This window comes from Nocardiopsis sp. KDC1DS13DA1 (genome assembly GCF_055632325.1).
On record NZ_JBVMUY010000005.1, the window covers coordinates 309,721 to 323,942 of the forward strand.

The 14,222-nt window shown below is 74.2% G+C and carries 10 protein-coding genes; 5 read left to right on the forward strand and 5 right to left on the reverse strand.

From position 1 onward, the window contains the following. Window positions 1-69 precede the first annotated feature (69 nt). From ACTVAJ_RS05155 to ACTVAJ_RS05170, 4 genes are all read left to right on the forward strand, one after another. Window positions 70-1,521, forward strand: coding sequence for an NCS2 family permease (locus tag ACTVAJ_RS05155; protein WP_470386886.1), 1,452 nt, complete (start codon window positions 70-72; stop codon window positions 1,519-1,521). 218 nt (window positions 1,522-1,739) lie between these two features. After that, complete coding sequence (locus ACTVAJ_RS05160) at window positions 1,740-3,557, forward strand: serine/threonine protein kinase (RefSeq protein WP_470386887.1); 1,818 nt, start codon at window positions 1,740-1,742, stop codon at window positions 3,555-3,557. A gap of 143 nt (window positions 3,558-3,700) precedes the next feature. Then, window positions 3,701-6,340 carry a molybdopterin-dependent oxidoreductase gene (locus ACTVAJ_RS05165; RefSeq protein ID WP_470386888.1) on the forward strand — a complete coding sequence of 880 codons (2,640 nt, stop codon included), beginning with the start codon at window positions 3,701-3,703 and terminating at the stop codon, window positions 6,338-6,340. Beyond that, the gene (locus ACTVAJ_RS05170) at window positions 6,337-7,329 is read left to right on the forward strand and encodes an FAD binding domain-containing protein (protein ID WP_470386889.1); all 993 of its coding nucleotides are present in this window, start codon (window positions 6,337-6,339) and stop codon (window positions 7,327-7,329) included. The genes ACTVAJ_RS05165 and ACTVAJ_RS05170 overlap by 4 nt, the downstream gene beginning before the upstream one ends. Before the next feature lie 53 nt (window positions 7,330-7,382). On the opposite strand, the gene ACTVAJ_RS05175 is transcribed toward ACTVAJ_RS05170, so the two are convergent. The 5 genes from ACTVAJ_RS05175 to ACTVAJ_RS05195 form a co-directional block, all read right to left on the reverse strand. Further along, entirely contained in the window at window positions 7,383-8,390 is a 1,008-nt protein-coding gene (locus ACTVAJ_RS05175) for an aldo/keto reductase (protein WP_470386890.1), read from the reverse strand. Between the two features lie 234 nt (window positions 8,391-8,624). Continuing rightward, the gene (locus ACTVAJ_RS05180) at window positions 8,625-10,082 is read right to left on the reverse strand and encodes an FG-GAP repeat domain-containing protein (protein ID WP_470386891.1); all 1,458 of its coding nucleotides are present in this window, start codon (window positions 10,080-10,082) and stop codon (window positions 8,625-8,627) included. A 37-nt stretch (window positions 10,083-10,119) separates the two neighbouring features. Next, window positions 10,120-10,452: a hypothetical protein gene (locus ACTVAJ_RS05185; protein ID WP_470386892.1), complete on the reverse strand. Its 333-nt coding sequence runs from the start codon at window positions 10,450-10,452 to the stop codon at window positions 10,120-10,122. 193 nt (window positions 10,453-10,645) lie between these two features. Continuing rightward, on the reverse strand, window positions 10,646-11,596 hold the full coding sequence (locus ACTVAJ_RS05190) for a D-alanine--D-alanine ligase family protein (protein WP_470386893.1): 951 nt from the start codon (window positions 11,594-11,596) through the stop codon (window positions 10,646-10,648). 57 nt (window positions 11,597-11,653) lie between these two features. After that, on the reverse strand, window positions 11,654-12,886 hold the full coding sequence (locus ACTVAJ_RS05195; protein ID WP_470386965.1) for an aminotransferase-like domain-containing protein: 1,233 nt from the start codon (window positions 12,884-12,886) through the stop codon (window positions 11,654-11,656). Between the two features lie 562 nt (window positions 12,887-13,448). On the opposite strand from ACTVAJ_RS05195, the gene ACTVAJ_RS05200 reads away from it, so the two are divergent. Next, the gene (locus tag ACTVAJ_RS05200) at window positions 13,449-14,060 is read left to right on the forward strand and encodes a hypothetical protein (protein WP_470386894.1); all 612 of its coding nucleotides are present in this window, start codon (window positions 13,449-13,451) and stop codon (window positions 14,058-14,060) included. Window positions 14,061-14,222 lie beyond the last annotated feature (162 nt).

The following is a 14,222-nucleotide window of genomic DNA, read 5'->3' on the forward strand; positions in this document are numbered from 1 at the left end:
TTGGCTACTCCGTGTAGCAATCCCCCCTCGCATGGTGATTTCCATGCTCATCTCCCTCCAGGAGGGGACATGACACAAGTCGACACCTCCGGCTCGCGCGACGCGCAGGCCGCACCGGCTCGATCCTGGCTCGACCGCTTCTTCTTCATCGGTGAGCGCGGTTCCACCGTCGGACAGGAGGTCCGCGGCGGGCTCACCACCTTCATGGCGATGGCCTACATCATCGTCCTGAACCCGATCATCCTCAGCGGCGTGGAGGACGTCGCCGGCACCACCCTGGACCCCGCGCAGCTGACCACGATGACGGCGCTGTCCGCCGGTCTGGTCACCATCATGATGGGTGTGGTGGGCCGCGCCCCGATCGCCTGCGCCGCGGCGCTGGGCGTGAGCGCCGTGGTCGCCTACGTGGCCGCGCCCGTCATGACCTGGCCCGAGGTCATGGGCCTGGTGGTCTGGCAGGGGATCGTCATCATCCTGATGGTGGTCACCGGTGTACGGACCGCGGTGATGAACGCGCTGCCGCACAACCTCAAGATCGCCATCGGCGTCGGCATCGGCATGTTCGTCTGCCTGATCGGCCTCAAGAACGCCGGTTTCGTCAGCGCTGGCGGCGCGCTGCTGACGCTGGGCGGCCCCGACTCCGGCGGCCACCTGAACGGCTGGCCGATCCTGGTGTTCGTGGCGGGCCTGGTCCTGTCCGCGGTGCTGCTGGCCCGGAACGTCACGGGCGCCATCTTCTACGGGATCGTCGGCGCGACCCTGCTGGGCATCGTCCTGCACTACGCGTTCGGCCTCGACGCCTCCGCCTGGGGCGGTCCGGGCTGGGGCGGTTCCAGCCCCGAACTGCCCGGCAACCCGGTGGCGCTGCCCGACTTCGGTCTGCTCTTCCAGGTGGACATGCTCGGCGCCTGGACCTCGGCCGGCCCGACCACGGCCGGTGTCATCCTCTTCACCCTGGTGCTGGCCGGGTTCTTCGACGCGCTCGGCACCATCCTGGCGATCGGCGCCAAGGCCAACATCGCCGACTCCGGCGGCCAGATGCCCCGGGTCAACCAGATCCTGGTCACCGACGGGTCCGGCGCCGTCGTCGGTGGTCTGACCAGCTCCTCGGCGACCCTGGTGTTCGTCGAGTCCACGGCCGGTGTGAGCGAGGGCGCGCGGTCGGGTCTGGCGAGCGTGGTCACCGGCGCCCTGTTCCTGAGCGCGGTCTTCTTCGCCCCGGTGTTCGCGATCGTCCCGACGCAGGCGGCCTCGGTGGCCATGGTCCTGGTCGGCGTCATGATGATGATGCACATCAGGGACATCGACTGGTCGGACATCTCGATCGCGATCCCCGCCTTCCTGACCATCGCGATGATGCCCTTCGCCTTCGACATCGCGACCGGCATCGGGATCGGCATCATCGCCTACACCGTGGTCCGCTCCGCCCAGGGCAAGTACAAGGAGGTCCACTGGCTGATGTGGGTCCTGTCGGCGGTGTTCGCGTTCCACTTCGCGATGCACGCCCTCGGCCTGGGGTAGCACCGCTCCTCCCCTGACGCCTCGGGCCGCCGCGCACTCCGGATGCGCGGCGGCCCGACGCCCGTGTTCGGGCGACATGCGTGGACTTCGCACCGCCCAGCCGAAAAAGGTGATGCGACTGCAACCAAAAGGTAAGGATCCAGGGCGCGTCCACCAACGTCAGAGTGGGTGATGAGACCGCGATCCGGCGGTTCCCCCATCCTCGGACAGGCGCGAACATGACGACTCCGCTCGGTTCCTCGGACCCCACCCGTATCGGCCCCTACACGCTCTCGGCCCGTATCGACGGCGGCGGCCAGGGCATGGTCTACCTCGGCCACGCCGCGGACGGCACCCCGGCGGCGGTCAAGGTCCTGACCCCGGCCTGGGGTGACGACACGCGTCAGCGCGCCCGGTTCGCCCAGGAGCTGACGGCGGCCCGCCGGGTGGCGCCCTTCTGCACGGCGGCGGTCCTGGACGCCGACATGGACGGCCCGGTGCCCTACATCGCCAGCGAGTACGTGCCCGGTCCCACCCTGCGCTCGGCGGTGCTCGACGGGGGCCCGCGCGAGGGCGCGGCGCTGGACCGGCTGGCGATCGCCACGGTCACGGCGCTGACGGCGGTGCACGAGGCCGGGGTGGTGCACCGGGACGTCAAACCGGGCAACGTCATCCTCGGTCCGGACGGGCCCCGGGTGATCGACTTCGGCATCGCCCGCATGGACGACGCCACGCGGCACACCACCGGCGTGGTGGGCACACCGGCCTACATGTCGCCCGAGCAGGTACGGGGCCAGAAGGTGGGACCGGCCAGCGACGTGTTCTCCTGGGCGTCCGTGATCGCCTTCGCGGCGACGGGCCGGCACGCCTTCCCCGGCGAGACCACGATGGAGGTGGTCGACCGGGTGCTGCGCGAGGCACCGGACCTGGAGGGCGTCCCCGACCGGCTGCGCCCGGTGCTGGAGCGGTGCCTGGACAAGGACCCCGCGGCGCGGCCCCGGGCCGTGGACGTGCTGGGCACGCTGCTCGGCACCGGCCCGGCCACGGCGCCCCTGGCCCCCACCGCCGTACTGGAGCAGGCGGCCACACTGGTCGACGAGGGGACCGCGGTCATCCGGTCGGCGTCCGCCCCCACCGAGCCGCTGTCGGGCGCGGCGGCGGCCGCGGCGGCGGACGGGGTCACCGACGACGGGCCCTGGGCGCGCGGCGCCCCGGGTCGGACGGCCTCGGCGGACGTGTCCGGGGGCGGCACCTCCTCACGTGACCGGGCCGGCGGGGCCCCGGTCGGCGTTCCCGCGGGCGGCACGGCCCCCGAGGGCTCGGCCGCGGGGAGGGGCGTCGCCCGCGCGGACGGCACGGTCCGCGAGGACGGGTCTCTCGGGGACGGGCGCGACCCGGGGGCGGGGGCACCGGCCCCCCGGCCCCTCCCCCGCCGCCCCGGCGGACGCCGCCGCAGGCACGGCGCGCACGGCGGGAGTCTGGCCCGGACCGCCGCCACCGTGCTCCTGGCCGCGCTCGCGGGTCTGCTGCTGTGGACCTACGGCCGGGGCGTGTTCCCCGAGGTGGTCCCCACCGGGTCCACGCCCTCGGCTCCGCCGGTCGAGGCCTCGGAGTCCCCCGGGGAGGGGACGGTGGGCGAGGTGGACCAGGTCGGTGACGAGGGAGGCGCGGAGCAGGACCCCGTGCAGGAGGGCGGGGGCGACCCCGTCGAGGACACCGGCACGGACTGCGCCACCGACCCCCACGCGCCGGACTGCCCCACGGAGGACCCCTGCGCCACCGGGGACTGCCCCGAGGGTGGCGAGGGGACCGAGGATCCCGGCGACGGTCCGACCGATGACGGCGGGGGCACCGACGGCGGCGGGGACCCCGGCGGCGACCCGAGCGGCGACCCCGGTGACGGGACCGGGGAGGACCCGGGGGACGGCACCGGCGGTGAGGACCCTGGGGAGGACCCCGGGGGCGAGGACCCGGGCGAGGGCGGGGGCGGTGACCCCTCGCCGCCCACGTTCGACGGACCCGTCTTCGAGCCGGTCTGGCCCCTGCCCGGCGACTGAACGGCCGGGGTTGGGTAAGGACATGACACGGCGCGCGTGTCGACCCCCGGGTCGGCGCGCGCGCCGTCTATTTCTTTGACACGGGTGAACCCGCCGACCTAAGTTGTCAATGACAACTTTACGCCTCGACCAGGGACGGCCACATGGACCTGGAAGTCAACGGCTCACCCGCCCCGCCCTCGGACACGCCGGGGGCGACCGCCGCCGAGCACATCCGCGACCGGCTCGGACTGACCGGCACCAAGATCGCGTGCGGGGACGGGGTGTGCGGCGCCTGCACCGTGCTGCTCGACGGCTCCCCCGCCGTCTCCTGCCTGCTTCCCGCGGACGCGCTGCCCGGCCGCCGCGTGACCACGGTGGAGGGCCTGGGCGGAACCCACCCGGTCCAGCGCGCCTTCGCCGCCCACGACGGCCTCCAGTGCGGCTACTGCACCCCGGGGTTCGTGGTGGAGGCGGCCGCGTTCACCGACGCCTGGCGCGCCGAGCACGGCGACACGCGCCCCGACCGCGACACCGTCGCCGACGCCCTGTCCGGTCACCTGTGCCGGTGCGGCGCCTACGAGGGGATCTTCGCCGCCGTGGCCGCCGCCTGCGCCGGGGAGTTCGACACCGAGCCCGAGCAGGACCCGCCGCGCGCCGACGCGCCGGACAAGGTCACCGGCCGCGCGAGGTTCACCGTCGACCGCGCTCCGGAGGGGTGCTGGGAGAGCGCGTTCGTCCGCTCGACCCTGCCCCACGCCCGGATCCGCTCCGTCGACCCGGCCGGGGCCCGCACGGAGCCCGGGACCGGGGCGGACACCGCGCCGGTGTTGGTCGACCTGCTGGGCGGGGAGCGCGTCGTGCGCTACGTGGGCCAGCCGATCGCCGTGGTGGCCGCGCCCACCGGGGCGGCGGCCCGGGCCGCCGCCGAGGCGGTGCGCGTGGACTACGACCCGCTGCCCGCGGTCCTGACGCGGGAGGCGGCCCTGGCGCCGGACGCGCCCGTGCTCTACCCCACCAAGGAGGAGCAGAACGCGGCTCCCTCCTACGCCGAGGGGGTGGCGCTGCCCGCGTCCTGGAACGGCAACCTCCGGGGTCCGTTCACACTCGGCTGGCGCCGCGGCACCGCGCTCAAGCGGCTGCGCACTGCCGAACGCGCGAACGACCCCCGCCTGGTCGCACAGGAGTACACCACCTCCGCGCAGCTGCACACCTCGTTGGAACCGCACGCGTGCGTGGCCGACTGGGCCGCCGACGGTCACCTGACCCTGTACATGTCGACCCAGGCGGTCAGCGAGATGGCCGCCTCGGCCGCCGAGCGCTGGGACCTGCCCCGCGACCGGGTCCGCGTGATCACCGAGTACGTCGGCGGCGGGTTCGGCGCCAAGGCGTCCCTGTCGACCGACATCGTGGCCTCGGTCGAGCTGTCCCGGCTCGCCCAGGCGCCGGTACGCGTCGCCCTCACCCGCGCCGAGGAGCTGACCGACGCCGGGTACCGGCCCGGCACCCGCACCCGCGTGGCCCTGCTCAGCGACGACAGGGGCGACCTGGCGGCGATGAGCGTGGACTCCTACGGTGACGGCGGTGTGTCCTACGGGTCGATGACCGCCACGCTCGCGGCGCTGATGTACGGGCGCACCCCCCGCCGGACCCGGGACTACGACGTGGTGACCAACCACCCGCCGGGCTCCCCGTTCCGCGGTCCGGGCGGACCGCCGATGGCCTTCGCCCTGGAGCAGGCGGTGGACGAGATGGCGCACCGCCTGGGCGAGGACCCGCTGAGCCTGCGGCGGCGCTGGGACGGCAACACACGGCGCCGGGCCCTGTACGACCGGGTCGCCGCCCTGCCGCTGTGGACCGACCGCCCCCGGGGCGAACGGACCGGCCGCTTCCGCCGCGGCGTGGGACTGGCCGCGAGCAACTGGCTGTTCATCGTCAGTCCGAAGTCCAAGGTGGAGTTGAGCGTCGAGAACGGCGTGGTCGTGGTCCGGTCGGCCACCCAGGACATCGGCACCGGGATCCGCACGGTCCTGCGCGACGTGGTCGCCGAACGGCTCGGAGCACCGCCGTCGTCGCTGCGCGTGGAGATCGGGGACAGCACGTCGGTGCACGGCGCCGGGGCCGGCGGCAGCCGGACCACCAACTCCATGGGCCCGGCCGCGGCCGAGGCGGCCGACGCGCTGCGGTCGGCGCTGCGCGAGCGCTCGACACGGATCCCGGCCACCGGTCCGGTCCCGGAGTTGGCGCTGAAGGAGGCGCTGGCCGCCGCGGACGGGGTCCGCGTGGTCGGCGGACGGTCCCTGGACCGCTGGGAGCGCATGTCCTCGCTCCTGTCCGGCGGCGGGGACATGGCGATGGGCCGGGGTCTGATCGGCGCCGTCCACGTGATGGAGGTGGAGGTCGACACCCTGCTCGGCCGGGTCCGCCCGACCACCTGCTGGGCCGGGATCGCGGCCGGTCGGATCTACTCCGAGCGGCTGGCCCGCAACCAGTGCGAGGGAGCGGTGGTCCAGGGCGTGGGCTACGCGCTGTTCGAGGAGCGGCGCGACGACCCGGTCACCGGGACCGTGCTGACCGGGAACATGGAGGACTACCGCATCCCGGGGCTGGGGGACGTGCCCGAGACCGAGGTGTACTTCCACGAGCAGGGCTACGAACACGTGCCCGGGGGCGGTGTGGGGCTGGGCGAGGTCTCCACCGTCGGCGTGTCCGCCGCCGTGGCCAACGCCGTGTACGACGCGACCGGGTGGCGCCCGCGCGACCTGCCCATCCGCCCGGACCGACTGATCGAGGGACTGCGATGACCACGACGCGACCGAGTGACCTGGACACCGCCCTGGCCGCGCTGGAGGCGGCGGGGGCCCGGCCCCGGGCCGGGGGCACGGACCTGACCGCGTGCCTGGCCCACGGGGTACTCGCCCCGGGGCCGCTGGTGGACCTGACCGGGGTCGGGGACCTGCGCGGGATCCGCTGGCGCGAGGACGGTTCGGCGCGCGTGGGCGCGCTGACCAGTGTGCACGAGGTGTCCGCCGACACCCGGCTGCGCGAGGCGTACCCGGCCCTGGCGCGCACGGCGGGGGCACTGGCCACACCCCAGATCCGCGGGTCGGCCTCCCTGGGCGGCAACCTGCTCCAGCGCAACCGGTGCTGGTACCTGCGCAACCCGGCCTTCGACTGCTTCCAGACCGGCGGCGACTCCTGTCCCGCCCGGGAGGGCGACCACCTGCACGGAGTGGTGATCGACCAGGGGCCGTGCGTGGCGCCGCACCCGTCGACGGTGGCCGTGGCCCTGCTGGCCTACGACGCCGTGGTGGAGGTCGCGGGCGAGGGGACCGGGAACGGGGAGCGGCCGGTGGCGGAGCTGTACGACGCGACCGACCCCACCCGCGACCACGTCCTGGACCCGTCGGCGGTGGCGGTGGCGGTGTCGCTGCCCGCGCCGACGCCCGGTGAGCGGGCCGCCTACCTGCGGGCGACCGGGCGGTCCCGGGCCGAGTGGCCGCTCGTGGAGGTGACGGTCCGTCTGGCGTGCGCGGACGGCGGCGAGGGTCCGGTGGAGTCGGCCGCGGTCGCGGTCGGGGGCGTGGCACGCACCCCGCTGCGGCTGCCCGGGGTCGAGGAGGCGCTGGTCGGCGCGGTCCCCGGCGCCGAACCGGGTGCCGCGGTCGCCGGGGCTCTGGAGGAACTGGCCGACCTGTGCTCCCCGCTGCCCGCCACCGGGTACAAGGTCCCCCTGCTGCGGGAGACCGTGCGTGCCGGGGTCGAGCAGGCGCTGGGGTTCGCCCGCGCCTGAGGCGGGCCCGGGTCCCGGGTCGGCTCCGCCGGGGGCCGACCCGGGACCGCCGGTCAGTACCGGGTGCCGACGGCGGCGGGAAGGCCGTCGAGTTCGCGCAGGTCCTCGGGGGTCAGGTCGAGGTCGGCGGCCCCGGCGTTGTCGTGCAGGTAGGCCGACTTCTTCGTACCGGGGATGGGGATGACGTGGTCGCCCTGGGCGAGGGTCCAGGCGATCGCGACCCGGGCGGGCGAGGTGTCGCGGCGCTCGGCGACGCGCCGCACGACGTCCACGAGGGCCTGGTTGCGTTGGACGGCCTCCTGCTGGAAGCGCGGCTGGCGGGCGCGCAGGTCGCCCTCCTCCAGGCCCTCGGCGGTGACCGTTCCGGTCAGGAAACCGCGGCCCAGCGGGGAGAAGGGGACGAAGGCCGCGCCGTGCTCGGCGCACCAGCCCACGACGTCACCGGGTCCCTGGCCGCCGTCGGCCATGCCCGCGAGGCCGCCCGCGCTGCCGCCCTCGGCGCCCTGGGCGTCGCGGGTCCACAGGGACAGCTCCGACTGGATCGCCGCCACCGGGTGGACGGCGTGCGCCTCCTCGGCCTGGGCGCGGGTGACCTCCGACAGCCCGAGGTGGCGGACCTTGCCCTGGGTGACCAGTTCGGCCATGGCGCCCCAGGTCTCGGTGAGGGGGACCTCGGGGTCGACGCGGTGGAGGTAGTACAGGTCGACGGAGTCGGTGCCCAGGCGGCGCAGGCTCTCGTCGAGGGAGCGGCGGACGTGGTCGGGGCTGCCGTCCTGGTGCATGGCCAGGGTCGCGGCGTCGTCCATGACCAGGCCGGTCTTGGTGGCCAGGACGACCCGGTCGCGGACGCCCCTGAGCGCGCGGCCCGCCAGTTCCTCGTTGTGGCCGCCGCCGTAGACCTGGGCGGTGTCGAGGAAGGTCACTCCGAGGTCGACGGCCTCGCGGATCAGCTCCACCGAGCTGGCGTCGTCGCGTTCGGAGGCCGAGTAGGCCCAGCTCATGCCCATGAGGCCGAGCCCGACCCGGCCGACCGGTGTCCCCTGGAACTCACGTGTGCGCATGCGGCTCGCCTTCCGTCGCTTCGGTGCAGCGCGGGGCCGGGCCGGTGGGCCCGTGGCGGCGGTGTCCCGGCCGTCCCGCGCGTGAGGGACTGTGCGGCGCGAACACTACCACCCGCAGCGTTAGGAACCTGAACACCATCAGTAGGCGAATGAGTAACCGTGGCCGAACCCCGGCCCCGTGGGCGCCCCGATGTCCGCAGGTGCGCAGGAGGCGAAGGGCCGAGCGAAGCCGAATTAGTCTCCGGTGGGGATGGGAAGCCCCGTCAGGTCGATGACCCCCGTCGGCTCTCCATCGCCGTGAAACATCCACAGGGAGCCCGGGATCCCCGCGTCCGTCCCGGTGCCTGCCGGGCTCGGGCGCACGATCACGTCGGCCAGACCGTCACCGTCGGCGTCGAGTGTCCGGATCCGGGTGCCGGGCCAGCGGTAGAGGTCGAACCGGTCCATCTCCGCGGGCGGGGGGACGGGTGCCCCGGCCTCCTCCGCGCCGTACCGGAGTGCGCCGTCCCCGCTGAGCCCCTCGGGGCCACCCCTGAGCAGCACGACGTCCCCGGCGTCGAAGGGCGCGTCCGGGGCGGGGCGCATCACCGCGGCCACGACGTCCGTGTAGCCGTCGCCGTCCGCGTCCCCCGCGGCGAGTGCGTTGGCGAACTGGTCACCGTCGAACGACTCCCCCGGCACGCCTTCGCTGTCCAGGTTCAGGGGGGTGCTCCGCTCACCCGGTCCGTTCTCGGAGCCGTACACGACCACGGTCTGGCCGGGTATGTGCGGCGGGTTCTCGACGCTGCCGTCGACATCCCGCAACACCAGATCGCCGTACCCGTCGCCGTTGACGTCGGCGACCACGCCCTCGTCCGCCGCCGGAAGCGTTTCGGCGCCCTCGTACCGCTCGAACCCGTCGGCCGACCCCAGCCAGACCCGGGTCGGATAGGCCATCTCCTCGAAGGAGGCGAAACCGATCAGGTCCGTCACACCGTCGCCGTTCACGTCGCCGGAGGTCAGCCTGAGCTCGTCACCGCCCTGCCCGCTGGGCACGTCGCCCACGCGATCGGGTTCCCCCTCCCGGGAGAAGGGACCGTACAGGAAACCGAACCCCCCCGCCCCCATGTCAGCGTTGGGGTCGAGGCGAGCGAGGTCGGGGTACCCGTCGCCGTCGAAGTCGCCGACGGTGTCCACGTAGCCGGACGGGACGTCCGCCCCGAGTGGGACTCCCGCACCGAGACCGTCCGCGCTCCCCCACAGCAGGATCGGCCCCCGGCTCCCGGCCTCCTCGGCCCCCTGGTCTCCGGCGTTGACGACCAGGTCGGTGAACCCGTCACCGTCCAGGTCCCCGGTGAGGGTACCGGGGCTGAGCCAGGTGCGGCCGCCGAACCGGTCGTCCTCCGCGACCGCCCCCGGCACGCCCTCGTCGGCGCGGGAGATCACCCGGGCCGACGAGAGGTCGGGGCCGTCGGCCGAACCGGGGACGACGGCGACGACCCCGGCGTTCGGCGTCCCGTCGACCTCGACACCGGGCAGACCGAGGACCAGGTCGTCGAACCCGTCGCCGTCGAAGTCCACCCGTGAGGGTCGGGACGGCCCGGGGGACGGCTGCTCCTGCGGCGGGGCTTCGTCCGGGGCCGCGCACCCGGCGGCGGCCAGGGCGATCGCGGTGGCGGCGGCGGTGAGGGGGCGGGCGGGGTACGGGCGCATCGTGCTCTTCCTCGTGGCGGGGGCGGGCGGCACCGGACTAGTCCCCGGTGAGGGCGGGGACGCCGGTCAGGTCGAGGGCCCGGGCCGGTTCCCCGTCACCGGGGAACACCCGCAGGGACCCCGGCTTCTTCGGGTGGGTCACGACGTTCCCCGGGCGCGGGCGCACGAACACGTCGCCCATCCCGTCACCGTCGGCGTCGGCGTCGAGCACCAGGGGCGCGGAGGCGCGCTGGCGCACCGACGCCCCGGCCTCCTCCGGGCCGTACCGGAGCGCGCCATCCCGGTTGAGCCCCTCGGGGCCGCCGCGGAGCACCACGACGTCCCCCGCGTTGAAGGGCTCGCCCTCGTCGGAACGCCACGGCCCGGTCACGACGTCCGCCCTCCGGTCCCGGAAGGGAACCGGCGCGGGGCCCACGCGTCCACCGGCCCGGACGATGGCTGCTCCTGCGGCGGCGGAGCGTCGTCGGGGGATCCGCATCCGGCGACGACCAGGGCGGGCACGGCGGCGGTGGCGGTGGTCCTGACGCGGGCGGAGGGGGCGGGGGGCATCGGGTCCTTTCGGATCAGCCGCGCAGGAACGCCTGGTGGGCCAGTTCCCGGCACACGACCGCGAAGTCCAGACCGGCCGAGGCCGCCGCCATCGGGAACGTCGAGGTCTCGGTGAGGCCGGGGGCGACGTTGGTCTCCAGGAAGGTGACCCCGCCGTCGTCGCCGACGATGAGGTCGGTGCGCGACAGGTCGCGCAGTCCCAGCACGCGGTGGGCGGTCAGGGCGACCTCCCTCGCGGCGGCGACGGCGTCGGCGCCCAGGCGGGCCGGGCAGAAGAACTCGGTGCGCCCGGGGGTGTAGCGGGCCGCGTAGTCGTAGACTCCGCCGTCGGGAACGATCTCCACCGGAGGCAGCGCCACGGGGCCGTCCCCGGTGTCGAGGACGCCCACGGCCAGCTCGGTGCCCTGGACCTGCTCCTCCACGAGCGCGGAGTCGCTGTAGGCGAAGCAGGACACCAGGGCGGCCGACAGGTCCTGGAGCGTGGTGACCGGCGCGGCGCCGAACGCCGATCCGCCCCGGTCCGGCTTGACGAACAGCGGCAGGCCCAGGCGGTCGGCCAACCGCGACAGCAGCGCCGGGGCGCCCAGGTCGTGGAAGGCCGACTTGGGCAGGGTGGCGCCGCGCGGGACGCGCACGCCCTCGGCCGCCAGGAGCGCCTTGGCCGTGGGCTTGGAGTAGGCCAGGCGGCAGGCGTCCGGGCGGGCGCCGACGTAGGGCACCCCCACCAGCTCCAGCACCTCGCGGAGGGCGCCGTCCTCGCCCGCCGCGCCGTGCAGCACGGGGAAGACCACCTGCGGCGGATCGGCGGAGAGCCGGTCCAGCAGGGTGGCGTCGACGTCGGTGACCTGGACCTCCACGTCCAGTCGGCGCAGCGCCTCGGCGACACCGCGTCCGGAGTGGACGCTCACCTCGTATTCGGGGGACAGTCCCCCGGCGAGAACGAGAACGCGGTCAAGGTCTGCCACGGCGCGGACCTCCTCATGTGGTGCTGACATGGTGCTGGTGCCCTTACGACGGGGGTGTCAGGGCAGGTCGGGAGCGGGGGCCTGGTGGCCTTCGCTCGGCGGTGCCAGGGTGCTGCCGAACGTATCACGCAGGTCGATTTCGCCCTCGATGGCGCCGACGAGGCGGCGCACGCCCTCGCGGATCTGTTCGGGGGTCGGGTAGCAGAAGCTCAGGCGCATGTCGGCGCGGCCGCGGCCGTCGGCGAAGAAGCCGGTGCCCGGAACGTAGGCGACACGGGCGCTCACGGCGCGGGGCAGCATGGCCTTGGCGTCGATGCCCTCGGGCAGCGTGGCCCAGACGAAGAAGCCGCCCTCGGGCCGGGTCCAGGTGCACCCGGCGGGCATCATCGCCTCCAGTGCGCCGAGCATGGCGTCGCGGCGCTCGCCGTACATGGTGTTGAACGCCTTGATCTGTTCGCGCCACGGGAAGGTGCGCAGGTACCGGCGCACGACCAGCTGGTTGAACGTGGAGTGGCTGAGCATCGCCGACTCTGCGGCCAGGACCAGTTTGGCGCGCACGGGCGCGGGGGCGAGCGCCCAGCCGATGCGCAGGCCGGGCGAGAGGGTCTTGGACAGCGACCCGAGGTAGATGACGTTGCCCGTCCCCTGGGCGTGGAGGGTCGGCTGGGGGTCGCCGTCGTAGCGGAGCAGGCCGTAGGGGTTGTCCTCGACCACGAGCACGTCGTGGCGCTCGCAGATCTCCAGGACCCGGGCGCGGCGCTCGGCGGTCATGGTGATGCCCGCCGGGTTCTGGAAGTTGGGGATGGTGTAGAAGAACTTGACCCTGCGGCCCTCGCGCGCGGCGCGGGTGAGCGCCTCGTCGAGTTCCTCGGGCACCACGCCGTTCTCGTCCAGGGCGACGTGGCGGATGTCGGCCTGGAAGGCGGCGAAGGTGTTGATGGCGGTGACGTAGGTGGGCGCCTCGCACAGGACGATGTCACCGGGGTCGACGAAGACGCGGGTGATGAGGTCCAGGGCCTGCTGGGAACCGACGGTGACGATGACGTCGTCGGGGCTGGCGGTGATGCCCTCCAGCGTCATGTAGTCGCAGATCTGCTCGCGCAGGACGGGGTCGCCCTGGGCGGATCCGTACTGGAGGGCGGCCTGGCCCTCCTCGGCGACCACGTCGCGGACGAGTTCGCCGATCTGGTCGAGCGGGAGCGCGGCGACGTTGGGCATGCCTCCGGCCAGGGAGACGACCTCGGGACGGGACGCGACGGCGAAGAGTGCGCGGACCTCCGATGCGACCATGCCCTGTGCTCGGTGTGCGTAGCGGCCGACGTGCGGGTCGATACGCGAACCCTGGACGGGCTGCTGCTCTCGGTGGTCAGCGGACACGGTCCACCTCCGGAAGGAAGGTCGGTCGGGTGGCCCCCGGGTGGAACGCGGGGCCGGTCGTGGTCCCCTGTTCGACGCCGCGGGCCGCCCCCTGGTTCACACGGCGCCTCGGGTGCCACCGGAGCGCGCGTGCGACGGTCGGGTCGGGTGGTCCGGGTGGGTACCCGGGCCGGTAAATGCACCGAGTGTAGCCCAGCGGGGTCCGGCCTCCGCCACGAGCTGCCGGTTTCGTGCCGTTCGCCACACGCGCGGTGCCCGTCCGGTCGTGGACGGGGTCGTGTTCGGTTCGAGCCGTGCCTCCGGGGTGGTACCCGCGAACGGAGGGGTCGGCCTCCTCGAATGACCAGAACATGAAGCACTTTTTCACCTTTTGCCGCGAGTCGGACATAAATCACATAGCGAATATCCGTGACATTGGTCCCGTGGGACACCTCCGGGTGCGCACGCACCCGGTCCGGCGACCCTGGGGGAAGACATGGGAGTCCGCAGCACCGGCGTCCGTACCGCCGCCGTTCTCACTCCGCTGGCCTGCCTGGCCCTGGCGGGTGTGCTCACGAGCGCCTGCTCCACCGACGACACACGTGTGGAACGGGCGGAGACGGCGAGGGAGGAGATGGCCAGGGCCGCGGGTGCGCTGTCGGTGACCGCCCTGCGTCCCGCGGCCGAACGCGCCTTCGCCCGCGCCGGACATCCGGTCGAGGGAATCCTGGTCTGCTCGAACGGACCCTCGGGCGACGCCTCCCCGGGCGGCGGAGCGGACGAGCGGTCGGCCGAGGCCGAGGAACGGTCGGAGCGCGCGGCCGACGGGGAGGGCGTGCGGGTGCACTGCACGGGCACGACCCGTGGCGGGGAGAGCGTGCGCTTCGTGGGGCACCTGAGCCCACGGGTGCTGGCCGCACGGGAGACCGGTGACGAGGGGCTGCGCGGCGCGTTCAGCGGCAGTGTCGGCGGCACCGAGGTCTTCGCGATGGACTGCTTCCAGTGCGCGCCCGCCCTGGCGGAGGACACCGCTGAGGGAACGGACCCGGAGGCGGACGGGACGGGGGCCGTCGGGGACCCCGCGTCGGCCGGGCGGCCCGGGGACTGATCCGCGCACAGGATGACGGCGCGCCCCCGAGGAGCCACCTCGGAGGCACGCCGCGCGGTCGGTGTGTCCAGGGAGCTCCCCCTGTCGCCCTGGACCACCTACGGTCCGCCCGCGCGTCCGTCTCCGTCTGGCAACCCCCCTCAAGGTCCCGATGACGGGGTG

What these genes read in the sequence shown, in the direction of transcription:
- ACTVAJ_RS05200 (WP_470386894.1), top strand. Translation starts at nt 13,449, where the DNA reads ATGGGAGTCCGCAGCACCGGCGTCCGTACCGCCGCCGTTCTCACTCCG.
- ACTVAJ_RS05175 (WP_470386890.1), bottom strand. Translation starts at nt 8,390, where the DNA reads ATGCGCACACGTGAGTTCCAGGGGACACCGGTCGGCCGGGTCGGGCTC.
- ACTVAJ_RS05180 (WP_470386891.1), bottom strand. Translation starts at nt 10,082, where the DNA reads ATGCGCCCGTACCCCGCCCGCCCCCTCACCGCCGCCGCCACCGCGATC.
- ACTVAJ_RS05160 (WP_470386887.1), top strand. Translation starts at nt 1,740, where the DNA reads ATGACGACTCCGCTCGGTTCCTCGGACCCCACCCGTATCGGCCCCTAC.
- ACTVAJ_RS05165 (WP_470386888.1), top strand. Translation starts at nt 3,701, where the DNA reads ATGGACCTGGAAGTCAACGGCTCACCCGCCCCGCCCTCGGACACGCCG.
- ACTVAJ_RS05195 (WP_470386965.1), bottom strand. Translation starts at nt 12,886, where the DNA reads ATGGTCGCATCGGAGGTCCGCGCACTCTTCGCCGTCGCGTCCCGTCCC.
- ACTVAJ_RS05170 (WP_470386889.1), top strand. Translation starts at nt 6,337, where the DNA reads ATGACCACGACGCGACCGAGTGACCTGGACACCGCCCTGGCCGCGCTG.
- ACTVAJ_RS05155 (WP_470386886.1), top strand. Translation starts at nt 70, where the DNA reads ATGACACAAGTCGACACCTCCGGCTCGCGCGACGCGCAGGCCGCACCG.